The sequence below is a fragment of the Leifsonia sp. McL0618 genome, assembly GCF_049994905.1.
GTDB lineage: Bacteria > Actinomycetota > Actinomycetes > Actinomycetales > Microbacteriaceae > Diaminobutyricibacter.
The window spans coordinates 3,667,492-3,686,427 of the sequence record NZ_CP188258.1; the positions used below are offsets into that span (position 1 = coordinate 3,667,492).

General features: G+C 71.0%; 6 protein-coding genes (1 of these 6 only partly in view). 3 read left to right on the plus strand and 3 right to left on the minus strand.

Annotation, left to right across the window (positions count from 1 at the left end):
- Window positions 1-13,170, minus strand: the 5' portion of a protein-coding gene (locus tag ACPPVQ_RS17770; RefSeq protein WP_426516448.1) for a hypothetical protein. The gene continues 18,663 nt to the left of window position 1, outside the view; 13,170 of the gene's 31,833 nt are visible here — the first part of the coding sequence; its start codon is at window positions 13,168-13,170; the stop codon falls past the left edge of the window.
- Between the two features lie 76 nt (window positions 13,171-13,246).
- Here ACPPVQ_RS17770 and ACPPVQ_RS17775 point away from each other — a divergent pair, with 76 nt between their 5' ends.
- Window positions 13,247-14,407, plus strand: coding sequence for a hypothetical protein (locus tag ACPPVQ_RS17775; protein WP_426516449.1), 1,161 nt, complete (start codon window positions 13,247-13,249; stop codon window positions 14,405-14,407).
- A gap of 481 nt (window positions 14,408-14,888) precedes the next feature.
- On the opposite strand, the gene ACPPVQ_RS17780 is transcribed toward ACPPVQ_RS17775, so the two are convergent.
- Window positions 14,889-15,707 (minus strand): alpha/beta fold hydrolase, encoded by an 819-nt coding sequence (locus tag ACPPVQ_RS17780; RefSeq protein ID WP_426516450.1) that lies wholly within the window; start codon window positions 15,705-15,707, stop codon window positions 14,889-14,891.
- Between the two features lie 59 nt (window positions 15,708-15,766).
- The gene (locus ACPPVQ_RS17785) at window positions 15,767-17,164 is read right to left on the minus strand and encodes an FAD-binding oxidoreductase (protein WP_426516451.1); all 1,398 of its coding nucleotides are present in this window, start codon (window positions 17,162-17,164) and stop codon (window positions 15,767-15,769) included.
- A 131-nt stretch (window positions 17,165-17,295) separates the two neighbouring features.
- On the opposite strand from ACPPVQ_RS17785, the gene ACPPVQ_RS17790 reads away from it, so the two are divergent.
- Together ACPPVQ_RS17790 and ACPPVQ_RS17795 are read left to right on the plus strand one after the other, a co-directional pair.
- On the plus strand, window positions 17,296-18,147 hold the full coding sequence (locus ACPPVQ_RS17790) for a patatin-like phospholipase family protein (RefSeq protein WP_426516452.1): 852 nt from the start codon (window positions 17,296-17,298) through the stop codon (window positions 18,145-18,147).
- A gap of 148 nt (window positions 18,148-18,295) precedes the next feature.
- Window positions 18,296-18,862: an SHOCT domain-containing protein gene (locus ACPPVQ_RS17795; protein WP_426516453.1), complete on the plus strand. Its 567-nt coding sequence runs from the start codon at window positions 18,296-18,298 to the stop codon at window positions 18,860-18,862.
- The last annotated feature ends 74 nt before the right edge of the window (window positions 18,863-18,936 follow it).

An 18,936-nucleotide genomic window follows, 5' to 3' on the forward strand; every position in this document is an offset into this window, starting at 1 on the left:
GGAGCCATTCGTGCTGTTCTCCGGAGCACCCGAGGCGCTTGCGGATGCCGCTGCGGCCGATGCTGAGATACCGGAAGCCTTCAGGGTGATCGCGCCACCAGCGGTGATGCTCCGCGCGGTCGTCGCGCTGACGGCGTGGTTCGCGATCGTCAGCGCAAGCCCGACACCGATGGCCGCCGTCGATCCGCCGGACACGACCGCTCCCGCCGTGGACGATGCACTCGCGTTCTGTGTTGCCGTGCTGCTGAAGGATCCGGTGAGGCCGAGGCCCGCGCCCAGGGTGCCGACCCGTGCCGTCGTGGTCACGTTCGAGAGGGTCAGCGCGATCGCCGGTGCGATATCGACCTTGCCGCCGCTCGCGCCCATCTTCGCTTCGGTGATCGCCACATCCCCGGCGGTCGCGCTCATGGTGACGTTCGCCGCGCCCGTGAGGCTGATGCCGTCGTCCAGTCTCGCGGTCGTGGTGTCGGTGATCAGGTTCAGCGCGACGGATGCGCCGACACCGACACTCGTCGAGGTCACCCCACCGGCGGTGGGCTCCGCCTTAACCGTGCTCGCCGCGTTGCTCGCCGCGATGATCGTCGCGTCGCCGCCGGTGAGAACCACGGTTCCGGCGACCTCGGCGGTCGTGGTCTGGTTGACCACCGCGAGGCCGAGCGAACCCGCGACCGAGATCTTGCCGCCACCGGCGCCGCTCGTCGCCTGCGCTCCATACGTCGACGTGACGTCGGCGCCATTGACGGTCTCGGTGGCGGAGACGGTGAGCGCCTTCGCGTGCACAGTGTCGCCGGCCGGAAGCAGGGCCTGGTTGGTGACGTTCGCCAGGGTGATCGCAACCGCCGCGCCGATCGTCGCGGTCGCACCCTGCGAGGCGGAACCGTCGGCGGAGGTAGCCGCATCCGTGTTCGCCGACGACGCCAACGTCACGAGACCGCCCGACGTGAGCGTGATGCCGGTGCCCTCGATGGTCGCCTTCGAGCTGGTCGTCGCCAGGTCGAGTGCGACCGCTGCCGCGACGTTGACCTTGCCGTCGGAGGTAGACGCGCTCGGTGCGGTGGTCGATCCGGATGTCTTGCCACCGTTCGCCGAACTGGTCGCATCGGCATTGGTGCGCTGGGTCTGCACCTGCTGGTCGATGCCGCCGCCGGCACCACCGCCGCCGCCCGTGCCGGACCCGTTCGTGCTGTTCTCCGGAGCACCTGAGGCCGACGCCGTTGCGGTCGCCGCCGATGCGGAGAGCCCCGAGGCCTTCACCGTGATCGCGCCGCCGGCGGTGATACTGCGGGCGGTCGTCGCGGTGACCGCGTGGTTCGCGATCGTCAGCGCAAGCCCGACACCCACCGCCGCCGTCGAGCCGCCCGAGACGACCGCTCCGGCCGTCGACGATGCGCTGGCGTTCTGCGTCGCGCTGCCGGTGAACGCGCCGGTCAGGCTCATCGTGCCATCGGTACCCACGCGCGCTGTCGTGGTCACATTCGACAGCGTGACCGCAACGGCCGGTGCGATATCGACCTTGCCGCCGCTCGCGCCCATCTTCGCTTCGGTGATCGCCGCATCCCCGGCCGTCGCATTCAGCATCACGTTCGCTGCGCCGCTCAGGGTGACACCGTTGTCGAGGGTCGCGGTCGTGGTGTCCGTGATCAGGTTCAGGGCGACGGATGCCCCGACACCGATGCTCGTGGACGTCACCCCTCCCGCGGTCGGCTCGGCCTTCACCGTGCTGGCCGCGTTGCTCGCCGCGATGATCGTCGCGTCGCCGCCGGTGAGGACCACCGCGCCGGCCAGTTCGGCGGTCGTGGTCTGGTTGACCACCGCGAGGCCGAGCGAGCCGGCCACCGAGATCTTGCCGCCACCGGCACCGCTGGTCGCCTGCGCCCCATAGGTCGAGGTGACATCGGCGCCGTTCACGGTCTCCGTCGCGGACACCGTGAGTGACTTGGCGTGCACGGCGTCGCCCGCCGGCAACAGCGCCTGGTTCGTGACGTTCGCCAACGTGATGGCGACCGCCGCACCGATCGTCGCGGTCGCGCCCTGCGACGCCGAGCCGTCCGCGCTCGTCGCGGCATCCGTGTTGGCGCTGGATGCCAGGGTGACGAGACCGCCCGACGTGAGCGTGATGCCGGTTCCCTCAATGGTCGCCTTCGAACTCGTCGTCGCCAGATCCAGTGCGACCGCCGCCGCGACGTTGACCTTGCCGTCCGAAGTCGACGCGCTCGGTGCCGTCGTCGAACCCGACGTCTTGCCACCGTTCGCCGAACTGGTCGCATCCGCATTGGTGCGCTGCGTCTGCACCTGCTGGTCGACCCCGCCGCCGGCGCCGCCACCGCCGCCCGTGCCCGAGCCCGCCGAGCTGTTCTCCGGAGCACCCGAGGCGGACGCCGTTGCGGTCGCCGCCGATGCGGAGAGCCCGGAGGCCTTCACCGTGATCGCGCCACCAGCCGTGATACTCCGGGCGGTCGTCGCGCTGACCGCGTGGTTCGCGATCGTCAGCGCCAGCCCGACACCAATGGCCGCCGTCGATCCGCCCGACACGACCGCTCCCGCCGTGGACGACGCGCTCGCGTTCTGGGTCGCCGTGCCAGTGAACGCCCCGGTCAGGGCGAGTGTGCCGTCCGTGCCCGCTCGCGCGGTTGTCGTGACGTTCGAGAGGGTGACCGCGATGGCCGGCGCGATATCGACCTTGCCGCCGCTCGCGCCCATCTTCGCTTCGGTGATCGCGGCATCCCCGGCGGTCGCACCGAGCGTGACGTTCGCGGCACCGGTCAGCGTGACCCCGTTGTCGATGGTGGCAGTCGTCGTGTCCGTGATCAGGTTCAGCGCGACGGATGCGCCGACACCGATGCTCGTCGAGGTCACCCCGCCTGCCGTCGGTTCGGCCTTCACCGTGCTCGCCGCGTTGCTCGCGGAGGTGATCGTCGCAGCCCCACCGGTGAGGACGACCCCGCCGGCGAGTTCGGCCGTCGTGGTCTGGTTGACCACCGCGAGACCGAGCGAACCCGCGACCGAGATCTTGCCGCCACCCGCACCGCTGGTCGCCTGCGCGCCATACGTCGACGTGACATCGGCGCCGTTCACCGTCTCCGTCGCCGACACGGTCAGGGCCTTCGCGTGCACGGTGTCACCGGCCGGCAGATGAGCCAGGTTGCTGACATTCGCCAGGGTGATCGCGACTGCTGCACCGATCGTCGCCGTCGCGCCCTGCGAGGCGGAACCGTCGGCGGAAGTCGCGGCATCCGTGTTCGCCGACGACGCCAAGGTCACCAGGCCACCGGCGGTCAGTGCCACTCCGGCGCCTTCGACCGTCGCCTTCGAGCTCGTCGTCGCCAGATCGAGGGCGACCGCCGCCGCGACGTTGACCTTGCCGTCAGAGGTCGACGCGCTCGGTGCCGTCGTCGAACCCGACGTCTTGCCGCCGTTCGCCGAGCTGGTCGCATCCGCGTTGCTGCGCTGGGTCTGCACCTGCTGGTCGACACCGCCGCCGGCACCACCGCCACCCCCGCCGCCGGACCCGTTCGTGCTGTTCTCGGGAGCGCCCGATGCCGATGCGCTGGCCGTTGCAGCCGATGCCGAGGCGCCCGATGCGGTCAGCGACAGCGTCGTACCGGCCGTGATGCTGCGGGCGGTCGTCGCGCTGACCGCGTGGTTCGCGATCGTGAGGGCCAGCCCCACACCGACCGCGGCCGTCGATCCGCCCGCGACCACCGCGCCGGCGGTCGACGAGGCACTCGCGTTCTGCGTCGCGCTGCCGGTGAACGCGCCGGTCAGGCTCAACGTGCCGTCCGTGCCGACGCGTGCCGTCGTGGTCACGTTCGAGAGGGTGACCGCCACGGCGGGGGCGATATCGACCTTGCCGCCGCTCGCGCCCATCTTCGCCTCAGTGATCGCGGCATCCCCCGCCGTCGCGCTGAGGCTGACGTTGCGCGCCCCGGTGAGCCCGATGCCGTTGTCCAGCGTCGCGGTCGTGGTGTCGGTGATCAGGTTCAGAGCGACGGATGCGCCCACTCCGATGCTCGTCGACGTCACCCCGCCTGCCGTCGGTTCGGCCTTCACTGTGCTCGCCGCGTTGCTCGCGGCCGTGATCGTCGCGTCGCCGCCGGTGAGGACCACCGCGCCGGCCAGTTCGGCGGTCGTGGTCTGGTTGATCACCGCGAGGCCGAGCGAACCGGCCACCGAGATCTTGCCGCCGCCCGCACCACTCGTCGCCTGCGCGCCGTACGTCGACGTGACGTCAGCGCCGTTCACGGTCTCCGTCGCGGACACCGTGAGTGACTTGGCGTGCACGGCGTCGCCCGCCGGCAACAACGCCTGGTTCGTGACATTGGCGAGCGTGATCGCGACCGCTGCGCCGATCGTCGCGGTCGCGCCCTGCGAGGCCGAGCCGTCCGCGCTCGTGGCCGCATCCGTGTTCGCACTGGACGACAACGAGACGAGTCCACCCGACGTGAGCGTGATGCCGGATCCCTCGATGGTCGCCTTCGAGCTTGTCGTCGCCAGGTCGAGGGCGACCGCTGCCGCGACATTGACCTTGCCGTCGGATGTCGATGCGCTCGGTGCCGTCGTCGATCCGGATGTCTTGCCACCGTTCGCCGAACTGGTCGCGTCGGCATTGGTGCGCTGGCTCTGCACCTGCTGGTCGACCCCGCCGCCGGCGCCGCCGCCGCCGCCCGTCCCCGAGCCGGCCGAGCTGTTCTCCGGAGCACCCGAGGCGGACGCGGTTGCGGTCGCCGCCGATGCGGAGAGCCCCGAGGCCTTCACCGTGATCGCGCCGCCCGCCGTGATACTTCGGGCCGTGGTCGCGCTGACCGCGTGGTTCGCGATCGTCAGCGCCAGCCCGACACCGATGGCCGCCGTCGAGCCACCCGAGACGACCGCTCCCGCGGTCGACGACGCACTCGCGTTCTGCGTCGCCGTTCCGGTGAACGCCCCGGTCAGGCTCATCGTTCCGTCGGTGCCGACCCGCACGGTCGTCGTCACATTCGAGAGGGTGACCGCAACGGCGGGCGCGATGTCGACCTTGCCGCCTGCCGCGCCCATCTTCGCCTCGGTGACCGCCGCATCCCCCGCCGTCGCCCCAAGCGTGACGTTCGCCGCGCCGGAGAGTGTCGCGCCGTTGTCGAGCGTCGCTGCCGTCGTGTCCGTGATCAGGTTAAGGGCGACGGATGCGCCCACCCCGATGCTCGTCGAGGTCACCCCGCCTGCCGTCGGCTCGGCCTTCACCGTGCTGGCCGCGTTGCTCGCGGCGGTGATCGTCGCATCCCCACCGGTCAGGACCACAGCACCGCCGACCTCCGCCGTCGTCGCCTGGTTCACGACCGCGAGCGCGAGCGAGCCCGCCACAGAGATCTTGCCGCCACCCGCACCGCTCGTCGCCTGCGCGCCATACGTCGACGTGACATCGGCGCCGTTCACCGTCTCCGTCGCCGACACGGTCAGGGCCTTCGCGTGCACGGTGTCACCGGCCGGCAGCTGAGCCAGGTTGCTGACATTCGCCAGGGTGATCGCAACTGCTGCACCGATCGTCGCCGTCGCGCCCTGTGATGCCGACCCGTCCGCCGTCGTGGCCGCATCGGTGTTCGCCGACGACGCCACCGTGACCAGGCCGCCCGCCGTCAGCGTCACGCCTGTTCCGACGAGGGTTGCCCGGGACACGGTCGTCGCTAGGTCGAGAGCGACCGCTGCCGCGACGTTCACCTTGCCGTCGGAGGTCGATGCGCTCGGAGTGGTGGTCGAACCGGATGAGGCTCCGCCGTTCGCCGCGCCCGTCGCGTCCGCGTTGTCGCGCTGGGTCTTCACCTGCTGGTCGACCCCGCCGCCGGCACCGCCGCCGCCCGAGCCGTTCGTGCTGTTCTCCGGCGCTCCCGACGCGGACGCGCTGGCGGTTGCAGCCGACGACGAGACTCCCGTCGCCTTCAGGGTGATAGCGCCGCCTACCGTGATGCTCCGCGCCGTCGTCGCCGTCACCGTGTGGTTCGCGACCGTCAGCGCCAGCCCGACCCCGACCGCCGCCGTCGAACCGCCGGAGACGACAGCACCTGCCGTGGTCGTCGCGCTCGCACTCTGCGTCGCCGCAACTCCGAACGACCCCGTGAGGGTCATCGTGCCGTCGGTCCCGACCTTCGCGTTCGTGGTCACGTTCGAGAGGGTGACCGCGACCGCCGGCGCGATGTCGACCTTGCCGCCCGACGCGCCCATCTTCGCCTCGGTGACCGCCGCATCCGTCGATGTCGCGCCGATCGTGACGTTCGCGGCACCGGTCAGGGTGGCCGCGTTCCCGAGTGCCGCCGTCGTCGTGTCGGTGACCAGGTTCAGGGCGACGGATGCCCCGACTCCGACGCTCGTCGACGTCACGCCGCCCGCCGTCGGCTCCGCCTTCACCGTACTGGCCGCGTCGCTCGATGCGGTGATCGTCGCAGTGCCGCCGGTGAGGACGACCGCTCCCGCGACCTGCCCGGTCGTGGTCTGGTTCACCACAGCGAGGGCGAGCGAGCCCGCCACAGAGATCTTGCCGCCGCCGGCTCCGCTCGTCGCCTGCGCGCCGTAGGTCGAGGTGACGTCTGTGCCGTTCACCGTCTCCGTCGCCGACACGGTCAGGGCCTTCGCGTGGATCGTGTCGCCGGCCGGCAGCACCGCCTCGTTCTTCACGTTGGCGAGCGTGATCGCCACGGCCGCACCGATCGTCGCCGTCGCGCCGTGCGACGCCGAACCGTCGGCCGTCGTCGCCGCATCGGTGTTCGCGCTGGAGGCGATGGTCACCGCGCCGGCCGCCGTCAGGGTGACGCCGGAGCCGATGATCGTCGCGAGCGAAGACGTCGTCGCCAGGTCGAGGGCGACCGCGGCTGCCGCGTTGATCTTGCCGTCCGAGGTGGATGCGCTCGGCGTCGCAGTCGCACCGGATGCCGCACCGCCGTTCGCCGCACTCGTCGCGTCGGCGTTGTCGCGCTGCGCCTTCACCTGCTGGTCGACTCCGTCGCCGGCCCCGCCGCCTCCGCCCGACCCCGACCCCGACGCACCGTTCTCGGGCGCACCCGACGCGCTGGCGTTCGACGTGGCTGCGCTTGCACTGATTCCGGATGCGATCAGGCTGAGCGCTGCGCCCGCCGTGATCGACCGCGCGGTCGTCGCGCTCACCGAATCGCCTGCGATCGTGAGCGCGAGGGCGATGCCGACGGCGGCCGTCGAACCTCCCGCGACCACAGCACCGGCCGTCGAGGTCGCCGACGCAAACTGCGTCGCCGATCCCGTGAACGAGCCGGACACGCTCAGCAGCCCGCCCGCGCCCTGCGTTCCGATGAGGGCCGACGTCGTGACGGTGGCCAGCGTGACGGCCACGGCGGGAGCCACGTCGACTTTGCCCCCGGAGGCTCCCATCTTCGCTTCGGTCGTGACGGCATCCGTCGCTGAGGCCGTGATGGTGGCGTTCGCCGCCCCGGTCACCGCCGCGCCGTCGCCGATCGACGCCATCGTGCGGTCGGTCACGATGGCGAGGGCGACGGATGCGCCGACACCGATGTTCGTCGTGCTGACCCCGCCCGCCGACGGTTCTGCCATGACGGTGCTGCTCGCGTTCGAGAACGCCGTGAGGGTCAGGTCGCCGCCGGTGAGGTGCACGGTTCCGGCGAGCGCGGCCGTCGTCGACTGGTTGACGATCGCCAGCGCGAGGGACCCGGCGACCGAGATCTTGCCGCCGCCCGCACCGCTGGTCGCCTGGGCGCCAGAGTTCGACCTCAGGTCAGCGCCGTTCACCGTCTCGGTGGCCGAGATCGTGAGCGCTTTCGCTGCGACCGTGTCGCCCGCGGGGAGCGCTGCCCGGTTGGTCACATCCGCCAGGGTCACCGCGACCGCTGCGCCGATCGTCGCGCCGGTGCCGTGGGAGGCCGTCCCGTCTGCCGTCGTCGACGCATCCGTGTTGGCCGACGACGAGAGCGTGACCAGACCGCCCGACGTGAGCGTGATTCCCGGGCTCTCGAGCGTCGCCAGCGATGAGCTGGTCGCGACCACGATGGCGACCGCCGCCGCCGCGTTGACCTTGCCGTCCGACGTCGACGCGCTCGGTGTCGCGGTCGACCCGGATGGCGTACCGCCGTTGGCAGCGCTCGCCGCGTCCGCATTGTCGCGCTGGGTCTTCACCTGTTGGTCGACCCCACCGCCGGCTCCCCCGCCGCCGCCCGTTCCCGACCCGGTCGCCCCGTTCTCCGGTGCGCCGCCGGCCGACGCGCTGGCGCCCGCGGTGCTCGAGCTGGTTCCGGATGCCGAGAGCGTGATCGCGCCCGTCGCCGTGATCGACCGCGCTGTCGTCGCCGTCACCACGTGGTTCGCGACGACGAGGGCCAGCCCGATGCCGACACCCGCCGTGCCTGCGCCGGTCACGGTTGCTCCAGCGGTGGCCGATGCGTTCGCCGTCTGGGTCGCGGTCGCGCTGAGCGCCCCCGTGAGGATCAGCGCCGACGCACCGGTTCCGACGCGGACGGCAGTGGTCACCGTCGACAGGGTCACGGCGACCGCAGGCACCACCGCCACCTTGCCTCCGGCCGCCCCCATCTTCGCTTCGGTCGTGGCCGTGTCCGTCGCGGTGGCCGTCAGTGTGACGCCGGCCGCCCCGGTGACGGTGGCTCCGTCGGCGATTGTTGCCGTGGTGGTGTCGGTGACCAGGGCGAGCGCGACGGAGGCGCCGATGCCCACCGTTCCGGCTGAGACACCGGTGCCGTCAGCAGGGTCGGCCTTCGACGACGAGGTCAGGCTCGAACCGGCGCCGACCGAAAGGGTGCCGCCGGTGAGGGCTACCGCACCGGCGACCTGGGCCACGGTCGACTGGTTGACGATCAGGAGCCCGAGCGAGCCCGCGACCGACACCTTCGCATCCGGGGCTCCCGCACCGCTCGTCGCGGTGGCGGCTTCTGTGGATGTCTTGTCGCCCGCGTTGTCGGTCACCCCGGCAGAGACGGTCAGTGACTTCGACGTGACGCTGTCGCCGACCGGGAGCATCGCCTGGTTGGCCGCGTCGACCAGGGTGACCGCGACAGCAGCACCGATGGTCGCCGTTCCCCCGTGGGCGGCCGAGCCGTCCGCACTGCTGGCCGCGTCGGTGTTCGCCGTCGAGGTGAGGCTGACCGCGCCGGACGCCGCGAGGATGACGCCCGTACCGATCAGCGTCGCCCGCGACAGTGTGGTCGTGACGACCACGGCCACCGCCGCCGCGACGTTGATCTTGCCGTCGGAGGTCGAGGCGCTCGGTGCCGCCGTCGAACCGGAGCCTGCGGCACCGGACGAAGCCGCGACGCCGTCGGCGTTGGTGCGCGCGGCCGTGACCTGGTCATCCACACCGGAGCCGGCCGCTCCGCCGCCCTGGCCCTGGCCCGAATCGGAGGGGTTCTGGGGTGCTCCCGACGCTGACGCAGTAGATGCGGCGCTCGACGAGCCTGCACCCGATGCGGACAGCGTGATCGCGGCTGCGGTGATGGAACGCGCGACCGTCGAGGTGACCGTGTCGTTCGCGATCGTGAGTGCAAGTCCGAGCCCAACCGCGCCGGAGCCTCCTGCAACGGCGCCCTTCGCGGTGGCCGAAGCCGAGGCGACCTGCGAGGCTGTCGCACTGAAAGCTCCCGTCAGGGTGAGCAGGGTTCCCGAGCCGACGCGCGCCGTGGTCGTCACGTTCGCGATGAGCACGGCGGCGTAGGGGGCGACGGCGACGTTGCTCGCCGATGCGCCGCCGGTGGCCGTCACGCTGGAGACGTCGGATGCGGTGGCCGCGAGAGTGATGGCGTGCGCACCGGTGACGACCGAACCGTCGCCGATCGACGCATCCGTCGTGTCGTTGACGATCGCGACCGCGGACGAGGCGCCGATGCCGGTCGCCGGGGTGCCCGCCCCGCTGTCGGCCATGAGTGCCTGGGTCGTCACGGCGACCTTCGACGATGCCGTCACCGTGAGATCCGCGGTGCCACCGGTGAACGTCACGGTGGGTGCGTGGCCTGCGCCCGCGAGAAGGGCGGCGGATGTCGACAGTGCGACCGAAGAGACGGCCACCGAGCCTGCGATTCCGAGGCTTCCACCGCCCCCGGCCCCTGCCGTTGCGGTGGTGGTGAAGCGATCCGTGCTGTCTGTGACCCCGGCTGCGTTGGTGGGGTTCACTCCCGCGGAGAGCGTGAGGGCCTTCGCGTGGATGGTTGCCTGCGGCCCGACGTTCGCACGGATGGATGCGTCGGCCGCTGTGATGGCGATTGCTGCGGCGATGGTGGTGGACCCCGGTGGTGCGCGGGTCGACGGCGAGCCGGTCGCTGTCGACGTGGCCGAGTCGTTGAGGGTGGCGGTGAGGCTGACGATTCCGGCCGTGATCGTCACCCCGTCGACGGAGGCGTCGGCGGACGCGGAGTGGACGGTGAGCGCGAGAGCCGCTGCCGCCGAGACGGTGCCCGCCGGGGTGCTCGGCTCGGGAGCCGTGCCCGGCCCGCTGCCGCCGTTGCCGCCGGGGAGCGCTCCGCCCGAGGTGGGTGCCGCGTTGTTCGCGAAGGACCTGGCTTCGGTGACCTGCGATCCGGGAGCGGGCTGGTTGCCGTTGCCTGGTGCTCCCGTCGCCGACGCGGAGGCCGTGGTCGCCGTCGCGGACGCGCCGGTCGCGGTGAAGGCGGCGTTGCCGGCCGCGGTCACATCCCGGTGGGTGGTCGCCTGCACGATATGGGTGGCGAAGGTGAGGGCGATGGCGATGCCGACCGCCGCTCCAGCAGAGTTGACTTCGCCGGTCGCCGTCGTCGTCGCCGAGGCCCGCTCGGTGGCCGTTGCGCTGAACGCCCCGGTCAGTACCAGCGGTGCGCCCGTTCCGACGACCGCGGTCGTGGTGACGTTCGAGGTGGTGATTGCGACGACCGGGGCGATCGCGATGTTCGGGGACGAGACGCCGCCGTGTGCCACCGTCGTCGCGGGGGCGATCGCTGAGGAGGTGAGCGCCAGGTCGTGTGCTCCGGTGAGCGCCGATCCGTTCTGGAGTCCTGCGCTCGTGGTGTCGTTGAGGATGTTCAGCGCGACCGTCGCGCCGATGCCGACCGTCGACCCGCTGACGGAACCGGGAAGTGCTGTGACGTCGCTGGAGTTGTTCGTGTGTGCGGCGATGCCGACGTCCGCACCGCCGACGGCTACGGCGCCTCCCGGTGCGACGCTGGCCGACGTGTTCAGGGTGACCACGTCGACGGCGAGCGAGCCCGCGACGCCGACGCTGGACGCCCCGCCGGCCCCGGAGGTGGAGGTCGCGCCGAACGTGTTCGCGTTGCCGTTCGTCGGCTGCTGGGCCATCGCATCCACCGAGACCTTCGGCGACGTGAACGTTGTGTTGCCGACATACGACGAGGTGTCGAGGTCGGCGGCGGTCACCGCGACGGCGGTGCCGACGCCGGCAGAGCTGCCGCCCACGGTGCTTCCGTCTGCGCTGCTCGTCGCCGTACCTGCCGAACCCGCATGCACCGACACCGGCGCGGAACCGGCCGTCGGGCCGCTCGTGTTCGAGACCGCGATCACGAGCGCACCGCCCACCGGTGCGATATATGCCCTCGTCGTCTGCGTGAGGCTGGTGAAGGCGAGCGCACCGGCGATGCCGATCACGCCTCCGGGGGCGTTGGCGTATCCCCCGGGGTGTGAGGCGGTCGCGGTGCTGTCGCCCGGTGTCGAGTTGTTCTGGGTCGAGCCCCCGGGGCTGGCGGTCGCGACGGTCACCACAGTGTTGTTCGAGTCTGCCGCGACGACCAGGCTGCCCGCGTGGACTCCGTGGCTGCTGTGGCTGTCGATGTAGGCGGCGGTGTTCGTCGTGACCCGCGAGATCGCGATTCCGGCGCCCGCTGTCGCCGCGGTTCCGTCGCCCTTCGTCGTCACGTTCGTCGCGTTCTTCGCGATGACGAAGAGCACGCCGCCCGCCGAGATCGTGGAGTCGTCCGACACGTGGGTGACCGCGCTGGTGTCGATCGTGGCGGTGGCGACGGCCGCATCGACACTCGTCGACGCTCCCGTGCCGGTCGAGCTCACGGTCGCCTGCATGGCAGACGAGCTGCGCAGGGTGACGTCACCGGTCGCATCCAGCACCGAGGCGCCCGTCACCGCGACCTGCGCGGACGACGACGCCGACACCGTGTTCACGCCGGGGATCGAGCCGGCGCCCGGCGTCTGCGACGCCGTCGCCTCGAGGTCGATGGATTTCGCGTGAATCGTCGCACCGGCCACGGTGACCGACGCCGACGCGGGTGCGCCGCCGGTCTGCGTGTCGGTCGCGTTCAGCAGCACGGTGCCTGCGCCGGTGCCACCGCGAGTGTCGATCGTCACGCCCGAATTCACGATGATGGTCGGTGCGTCGATCTCGAGGTCGACACCGGCGAGAATCAGGTTGCCGACGATCACGACGGTGACCCCCGTCGCCGTGTCGACGACCTTGAGGGAGTTCGTCGGAATGGTGAAACTCACCGACTCCATCGCGCCCGTGAGGCTCTTCACGGTGATCTGCCCGGCCGCACCCGGACCGACCTGCAGGGTGTCGTTCGCGGTCGTGCCGGTGACGACCAGGTCGGAGGTCCCGGTGACGGTGATCGGCTCGAGGCCCGAATACCCGATGGTGTGTCCCTCGAACGTGATCGTGCCCGACTGGCTTCCGCTCGGGATGCTCGTGACGTTGCCGCCCGAACCGTTCAGTACCAGCGAGTCGAACCCGCCCGCACCGCCGTCGAGGTGGCCGCTGATGCTCCCGCCGTGCTGGAAGGCGAAGGTGTCCCGGTTGCCCGCGGCGCCCTGAAGGTCACCGAAGCCGGTGAACCGCTGGCCGGCGACAGTGCCCGAATCGTGTCCGTCGATCGACCAGGAGGTGTCGGCTGACGGACCGACGATGGTGTTTCCGCTGCCCGAGGCGGCGATGGTCTTGGCGCCCGTGTAGTCGAGGGCGGCGATGCCCGCGCCCGTCACGGAGCCGGAACCTGCCGCTGCGACGCTCCAGCGCAGCTGGTCGCCGATGACCTGGAGGAGGTCTGAGCCGCTTCCGTCGAACGAGACCGGAACCGAGATCGGTCCGGCGGAGGTGTCGAAGGTGAGGCTGACCACCTGGCCGCCCACCGTCGTCACGCGGAGCCCGAGAAGGGATGCGATCGGCCGGCGCGTCTCGACGCCGTTGTCGACGATCACCAGGTCGGTGCCGTCGACCCGCACGGTGATCGTGTGCGTGCTCGACGTGGTCTGGGGAACGTAGGTCCAGGAGGACGGGGCTGCGGGGGTGGAGGTGGCCGTGGCCGCGGCGGTCGAGGTCGAGGTGGCCGGGACTGTCGTCGCCGGTGCCGGGGAGCTCGTGCTCGCAGGGTCGGTCGGCGCGCTACCTGCATCCGGTGCGGTCGTCGGGGTCGGGGAGGAGCCGGTCGCGGGTGCCGCCGGTGTCGGGTCAGCGGTCGGGGTGGGTGCCGGGGCGGGATCGGGGGTGGCCGTCGGCGCGGGCGCCGGGGCTGGAGCTGGGGCTGGGGCGGGTGCTGGGGCGGGTGCCGGTGCCGGTGCCGGTGCTGGGGCCGGTGCCGGGGCGGCCGGAGCTGCCGGCGTCGGGTCTGTTGCGGGAGCCGAGGTTCCCGGGTCGGTGGTCGCCGGCGTCGTCGCCGTGTCGTCCGCCGGAAGCATCGTCAGCGTGGTCTGCATGCGGGCCGCGCCGCGCCCGCCGGCGATGGTCACCGTCTGCGATGCTCCGTCGACCTGGCTCGACGCCGACGGAGTCGCGGACGGCGTCGGCGTCGGCGTCGGCGTCGGTGTCGGTGTCGGTGTCGGGGTCGGTGTCGGTGTCGGGGTGGGTGTCGGCGTTGGAGTCGGGGTCGGAGTTGGCGTCGGGGTCGGCGTTGGCGTCGGGGTCGGCGTCGGGGTGCTTCCGACCTGCGACGGCCCGGTCGTGCCCGGGCCGCAGGTCAGAGTGCTGCTCGAGGTCGAGGTGCTCGAGGAACTGGTGACCGTTCCGGACCCGCTCGTCGTCGTCGGTGAAGGGCTCGGCGTCGCGGTCGGTGTGTTCGACGAACTGACGCAGTTGGTGCCTTGCGGGGTCGACGTCGGGTGGGTGACGGCCGCCCGTTGGGCAGCTGCCTGCGCGGCTGCCTGCGCGGCGGCCTGCCGCGCGAGCTGGGCCTGGGCTGCGGCGAGGATCGCGGCCAGTACCCGAGGGTTGATCGAGACACGGCGCACAACCGTCGTCGTGCGCGTCGGAGCCTGCTGGGTGACCGGGGTGGTGACCTGCACCGTCTTCGGCACAACCGTGGGGGGTCCTGCGACGGGCACCAGTGTCGGCGCGGCCGACGTGCTGATGGCGGCGGGCTTCGCCTGGGCGAAGGCGTCCGCCGCGGGAACGAAGACGACGGCCTGCGCGATGCCGAGAGCGAGGGCGGAGACCACCGCGACGAGACCCCATAGCGTGTGGTGACGACGGCCGAGGAGCGGCTCCGCATCCGCCTCGCCGTGTGTCAGCCTCGAGTCGGATGCGGACGACGTGCGGGCGCGCTCGGGGCCAGGCTGGTGGACTCTTGGTCCGGACTCCGGCCAAGCCATTGCGCACCCCCAATGCTGCCGAACAGCGCTGGACCGCACCCGTCAGGAACGACCCGCGTACTCATCCAAACGCCGCCGCCGCAGGGGCGACCGAAACCGTGTGCACGAAGTTGGTGTGGTGTCGGCGGAGCGTTTTCGTGAGAATCCCCTCTCACTGACAACTAAGCACCATAGGCCTGTTCGAGGGACACGCGCAAGCAAATTGCGTATACGCCTGTCTTGGTCCGAAAACCCGCAGAAACGCCTCAATTACAGGCATTTAGCGCTGTGCAGGCGATGCAGTGACCCCTCTTTTGGGGGTAGGGAGTTGGTGTCTTTTCTCGCATGCCCCGACAGGCATGAAAAACTTTGAGGGCTCAGAGCCGCGCGATGAAATCGACCAGGAGCTCGTTGAACAGGTCCGGCTGCTCGATGTTGGCCGCGTGCCCGCAATCCTCGATGACGACCGATGCAGCGAGACCGTTGAGGGCAGCCGATGCCTCGGCGTGCTCGCAGGGCCACAGCTCGCTGTCGCGCCCGGCGACCAAGAGCGATGGCACGTCGAGCCGCGCGATCACGTCGCGCCAGTCCTGAACAGCATGGTCGTTCAGGAGTGCCAGTTCCGGGATGGCGTAGGTCGTGGGGACCGTTCGTGCCGGATCGATGCGCATCGCCGACATGAGGCGGATGAGTCGCTCCCCGCGCTCGGCCGGAGGCGTTCCGCGGCCGGTCGGCGGGACCCCGTGCTCGAATTTCGTGCCCATGACGCTGCGGTCGTAGTCGTAGAACCCGTACGCCCAGTCCTCGGTGTTGAGCATCTTCGGGGTCTGGTCGACGGTCACGATCCCGGCGAGCCGCTCGGCACCGAAGAGACTCACGTAGGCCCAGATGGTGCTGCCTCCCTGCGAGCCGCCGACGAGCACCGCACCGCTCAGGTCGAGGGCGGTCAGCATGTCGCCGAGATCCTTGCCGTGGCGGGACATGCGGGCGCCGAAGGTCGGCGCTTCGGAGGTGCCGTGGCCGCGCCGGTCGAAAGCGATGACGCGCGCACCGGCGCCGATCAGGGCATCCTGCTGAAGCACCCAGCTGGTCGCCGCCGCCTTGAATCCCGCGATGAGCACGACGGGCCGGCCCGCCGGGTCGCCTGTCTCCGTGTAGTCGAGCCGCACTCCGTCGCTGGCCGTGATCGAGGGCATCCTCGCCTCTCCTTCTTCTTGTGTTCTCGGGTTGTGAGCTCGGCTCGTGTGTCCCGCCGTCAGCGCGAACGCGCCGCCGGGAACGCCTTGCCCGGGTTGAGGATGCCCTGCGGGTCGAGCGCATCCTTGATCGCCCGGTGCAGCTGCACGACGCGCGGGCCGAGTTCGCGTTCGACACCCGCGAGCTTCAGCAGGCCGACTCCGTGCTCGCCCGTGACCGTGCCTCCGAGGTCGAGGCAGTCCGCGACGATCCGGTCGAACGCCGCCTTCGCCCGCTCTTTGGCGGCGGCGTCCCCGACGGGCGCGATGATGAGCGGATGCAGGTTACCGTCACCCGCGTGCGCGATGTTCGCGATGACGACGTCATGATCGGCCGCCGTCGCCTGGATGCGCGCGAGCATCTCCGGCACTGCCGCCCGCGGAACGCAGATGTCTTCGGTGAGCACCGGCCCGAGCCGTTCCAGCGCGGGGTACGCCAGGCGGCGCGCCAGGAACAGGCGTTCGACTTCGTCCACGTCGCCCGCGCGCTCGACACTCGTCCCGCCTGCCTGCGCGAAGAGCCGGGCGATCTCATCCGCGAGCTCGTCGCCTGCCGCGCCCCGCTCATCCACCTTCGCCAGCAGCAACGTGTCGACGTCTTCAGGCAGACCGAGCCCCTGCCACTCGTCGACCGCGCGCAGGCAGGTACGGTCGACCAGTTCGAGCGCCGACGGGATGATCCCGGCGCGCGACACGAGCGCGACGGCCTCCCCGGCCGAGCGCAGTGACGGGAAGTAGCCGATCACCGCCCTTTCCTCACGCCCTTCAAGGGGGAGCAGCCTGAGCGTCACCTCGGTCACGATGCCGAGGGTTCCCTCTGAGCCGACCATGAGCGCGGCGATGTTGTACCCGGCGACGCCTTTGGCGGTCGCGCGCCCGAGCTTCACGACGGAACCGTCTGCCAGCACCACGGTCATGCCGAGCACGTAGTCCCCGGTGACGCCGTATTTCACGCAGCAGATGCCGCCGGCGTTGGTGGCGACATTGCCGCCGATCGTCGAAATTCGGTAGCTCGCCGGGTCGGGCGGGTACCACAGCCCGTGCCGCGCGACCTCGGAGCGCAGGTCGTCGTTGATGACTCCGGCCTGGGTGACGACGTACCGCTCAGCCGTGTTGATCTCGATAATGCGGGTCATCTCTTCCAGAGAAAGCACGATCGAGTCCACGACCGCGTTCGCACCGCCCGAGAGACCGCTGCCCGCTCCGCGGGGGACGATGCGGATGCTGTGTGCCGCCGCGTACGCGACCACGCTCGCGACGTCATCGGTCCCGCGCGCCCGCACGACCGCCAGCGGCCGCACGTACTCCGCCCATTCCGCGTCGTCGTGGCTGTACGCGTCGAGCGCGGCGTCGTCGGTGACAACCTGGTCGCGCTCGAGCAGTTCGTGGAGTTCGGAGACGATCGTCGACGTCGGCACCCTCTTATCTTGCACCTTGCCTGCGTGGTGCACCTGGCGAGCGTGACCGCTACGGTCGAGTGTGCCTGTTCCGCGGAGCACGCTCGACCGGAACACGCACGCTCGACCGCCTCGCCGCTTAGTGTGGCTTCATGACAACTGATGCACTCGTCCTTGCCGGCGGCGGCGTTGCCGGAATCGCCTGGGAGACCGGCGTCCTCATGGGGATCGCCGACGTCGACCCGACACTCCTCGACGCGATCGTGGCCGATTCGACCAGCCTCATCGGAACATCCGCCGGCGCCACCGTTGCCGGCCAGCTCGCCGCCGGGCGCCCGATCGCAGACCTCTTCGCGGCACAGGTATCGGATGAGTCGGCCGAGTTGAAGGTCGATCTCGACCTGGAGAAGTTCGGCGCGATGATGGCGGACGGAGCGGCCGCGGACGAAGCGCCCGAAGCAACCCGTCGACGCATCGGTGCGATCGCACGGCAGGCGGAAACCCCATCCGTCTCCGCCCGCCGCGCCGTCATCGCAGCACGGCTTGCCGGCGCCGACTGGCCGGAGCGCCCTCTGCTGATCACGGCGATCGACACGGAGACGGGCGAACTGCGTGTGTTCGACCGCACGTCGGATGTCGGCCTGGTCGACGCTATCGCGGCCAGCAGTGCGGTGCCCGGCATCTGGCCGACCGTCGAGATCGCCGGGCGGCACTACATGGACGGCGGCATGCGCACGGTGGCGAACGCCGACCTGGCGAAGGGCGCCGACCGTGTGCTGATCCTCGTTCCGTCGCTTGAGCAGTCGCCGTTCGGGCAGGCCATTCCCGATGCGGAACTCGAGGCCCTTTCGCCCGCACGGGTGATGACTGTGTTCGCAGACGCGGATTCGATCGCGGCGATGGGCACGAATCCGCTCGACCCGGCATCCCGTCCACCGTCGGCGATCGCCGGCCGCGAGCGCGGTCGCCGGGTTGCGGCCGACGTCGCAGCCTTCTGGCGCTGAGCTCGGAAGGTCGCCCGCACGCGCCCAGCGTGACAGTTCCGGACGAGAGTGACCGCCCTGCGCGGCACGCTTGTCCGGAACTGTCACGCTCGCGCTCGCTCGCAGTCGCCAGGGCTGCGTAGAGTGACAGTCGGACGAGAGGGATGACGTGGCAGCAGACAAGAAGGCGCTCGCCGGTATCGAGGAGGTCCTCCACGACGGCGAGACGGTCACAGCGACCCTGCGCACGGTGCTGTCGGTCTCGAATTCGAGCAGTGCGAACCCCTCCGGGCTGCTGGCGCTCACCACGGAGCGGGTGATCTTCGCCGGCTACGTTCGGCGCACCCTCACGCTCGACGCGCATCCGCTGACCGACGTGCGTTCGATCGAATTCGAGCACGGAGTGGTTGCGTCGTTCCTGCGGCTGCGCACAGGCGACCGCGCGCAGCCGACCGTGACGACCTTCCGGCCCGACGCCGGGCGGGCGCAGCGCTTCGCCGATGCGGTGACGGATGCTGTCGCTCACGCCAAAGCCGCGCCGCCCGCTCCCGAGGCTGCCGGCCCCGCCGCCACGTCCTCGCCTACGCCCACCCCCCCGTCCACGCCCGCCGCCCAGTCCACGCCCGCCGTAGCGTCGACCGCCGACGAACTCGCGAAGATCGCCGACCTCCACGACCGCGGCGCCCTCTCCGACGACGAGTTCGCCGCAGCGAAGGCGAAGATCCTCGGCACCTGACCCGGCTGCAAGCACCGGCCGTGAGGGGACGCTTGTTGTCGCCCGGGTTCGGCGCGCAGCGACAACAACTGTCA

What these genes read in the sequence shown, in the direction of transcription:
- ACPPVQ_RS17780 (WP_426516450.1), bottom strand. Translation starts at nt 15,707, where the DNA reads ATGCCCTCGATCACGGCCAGCGACGGAGTGCGGCTCGACTACACGGAG.
- ACPPVQ_RS17790 (WP_426516452.1), top strand. Translation starts at nt 17,296, where the DNA reads ATGACAACTGATGCACTCGTCCTTGCCGGCGGCGGCGTTGCCGGAATC.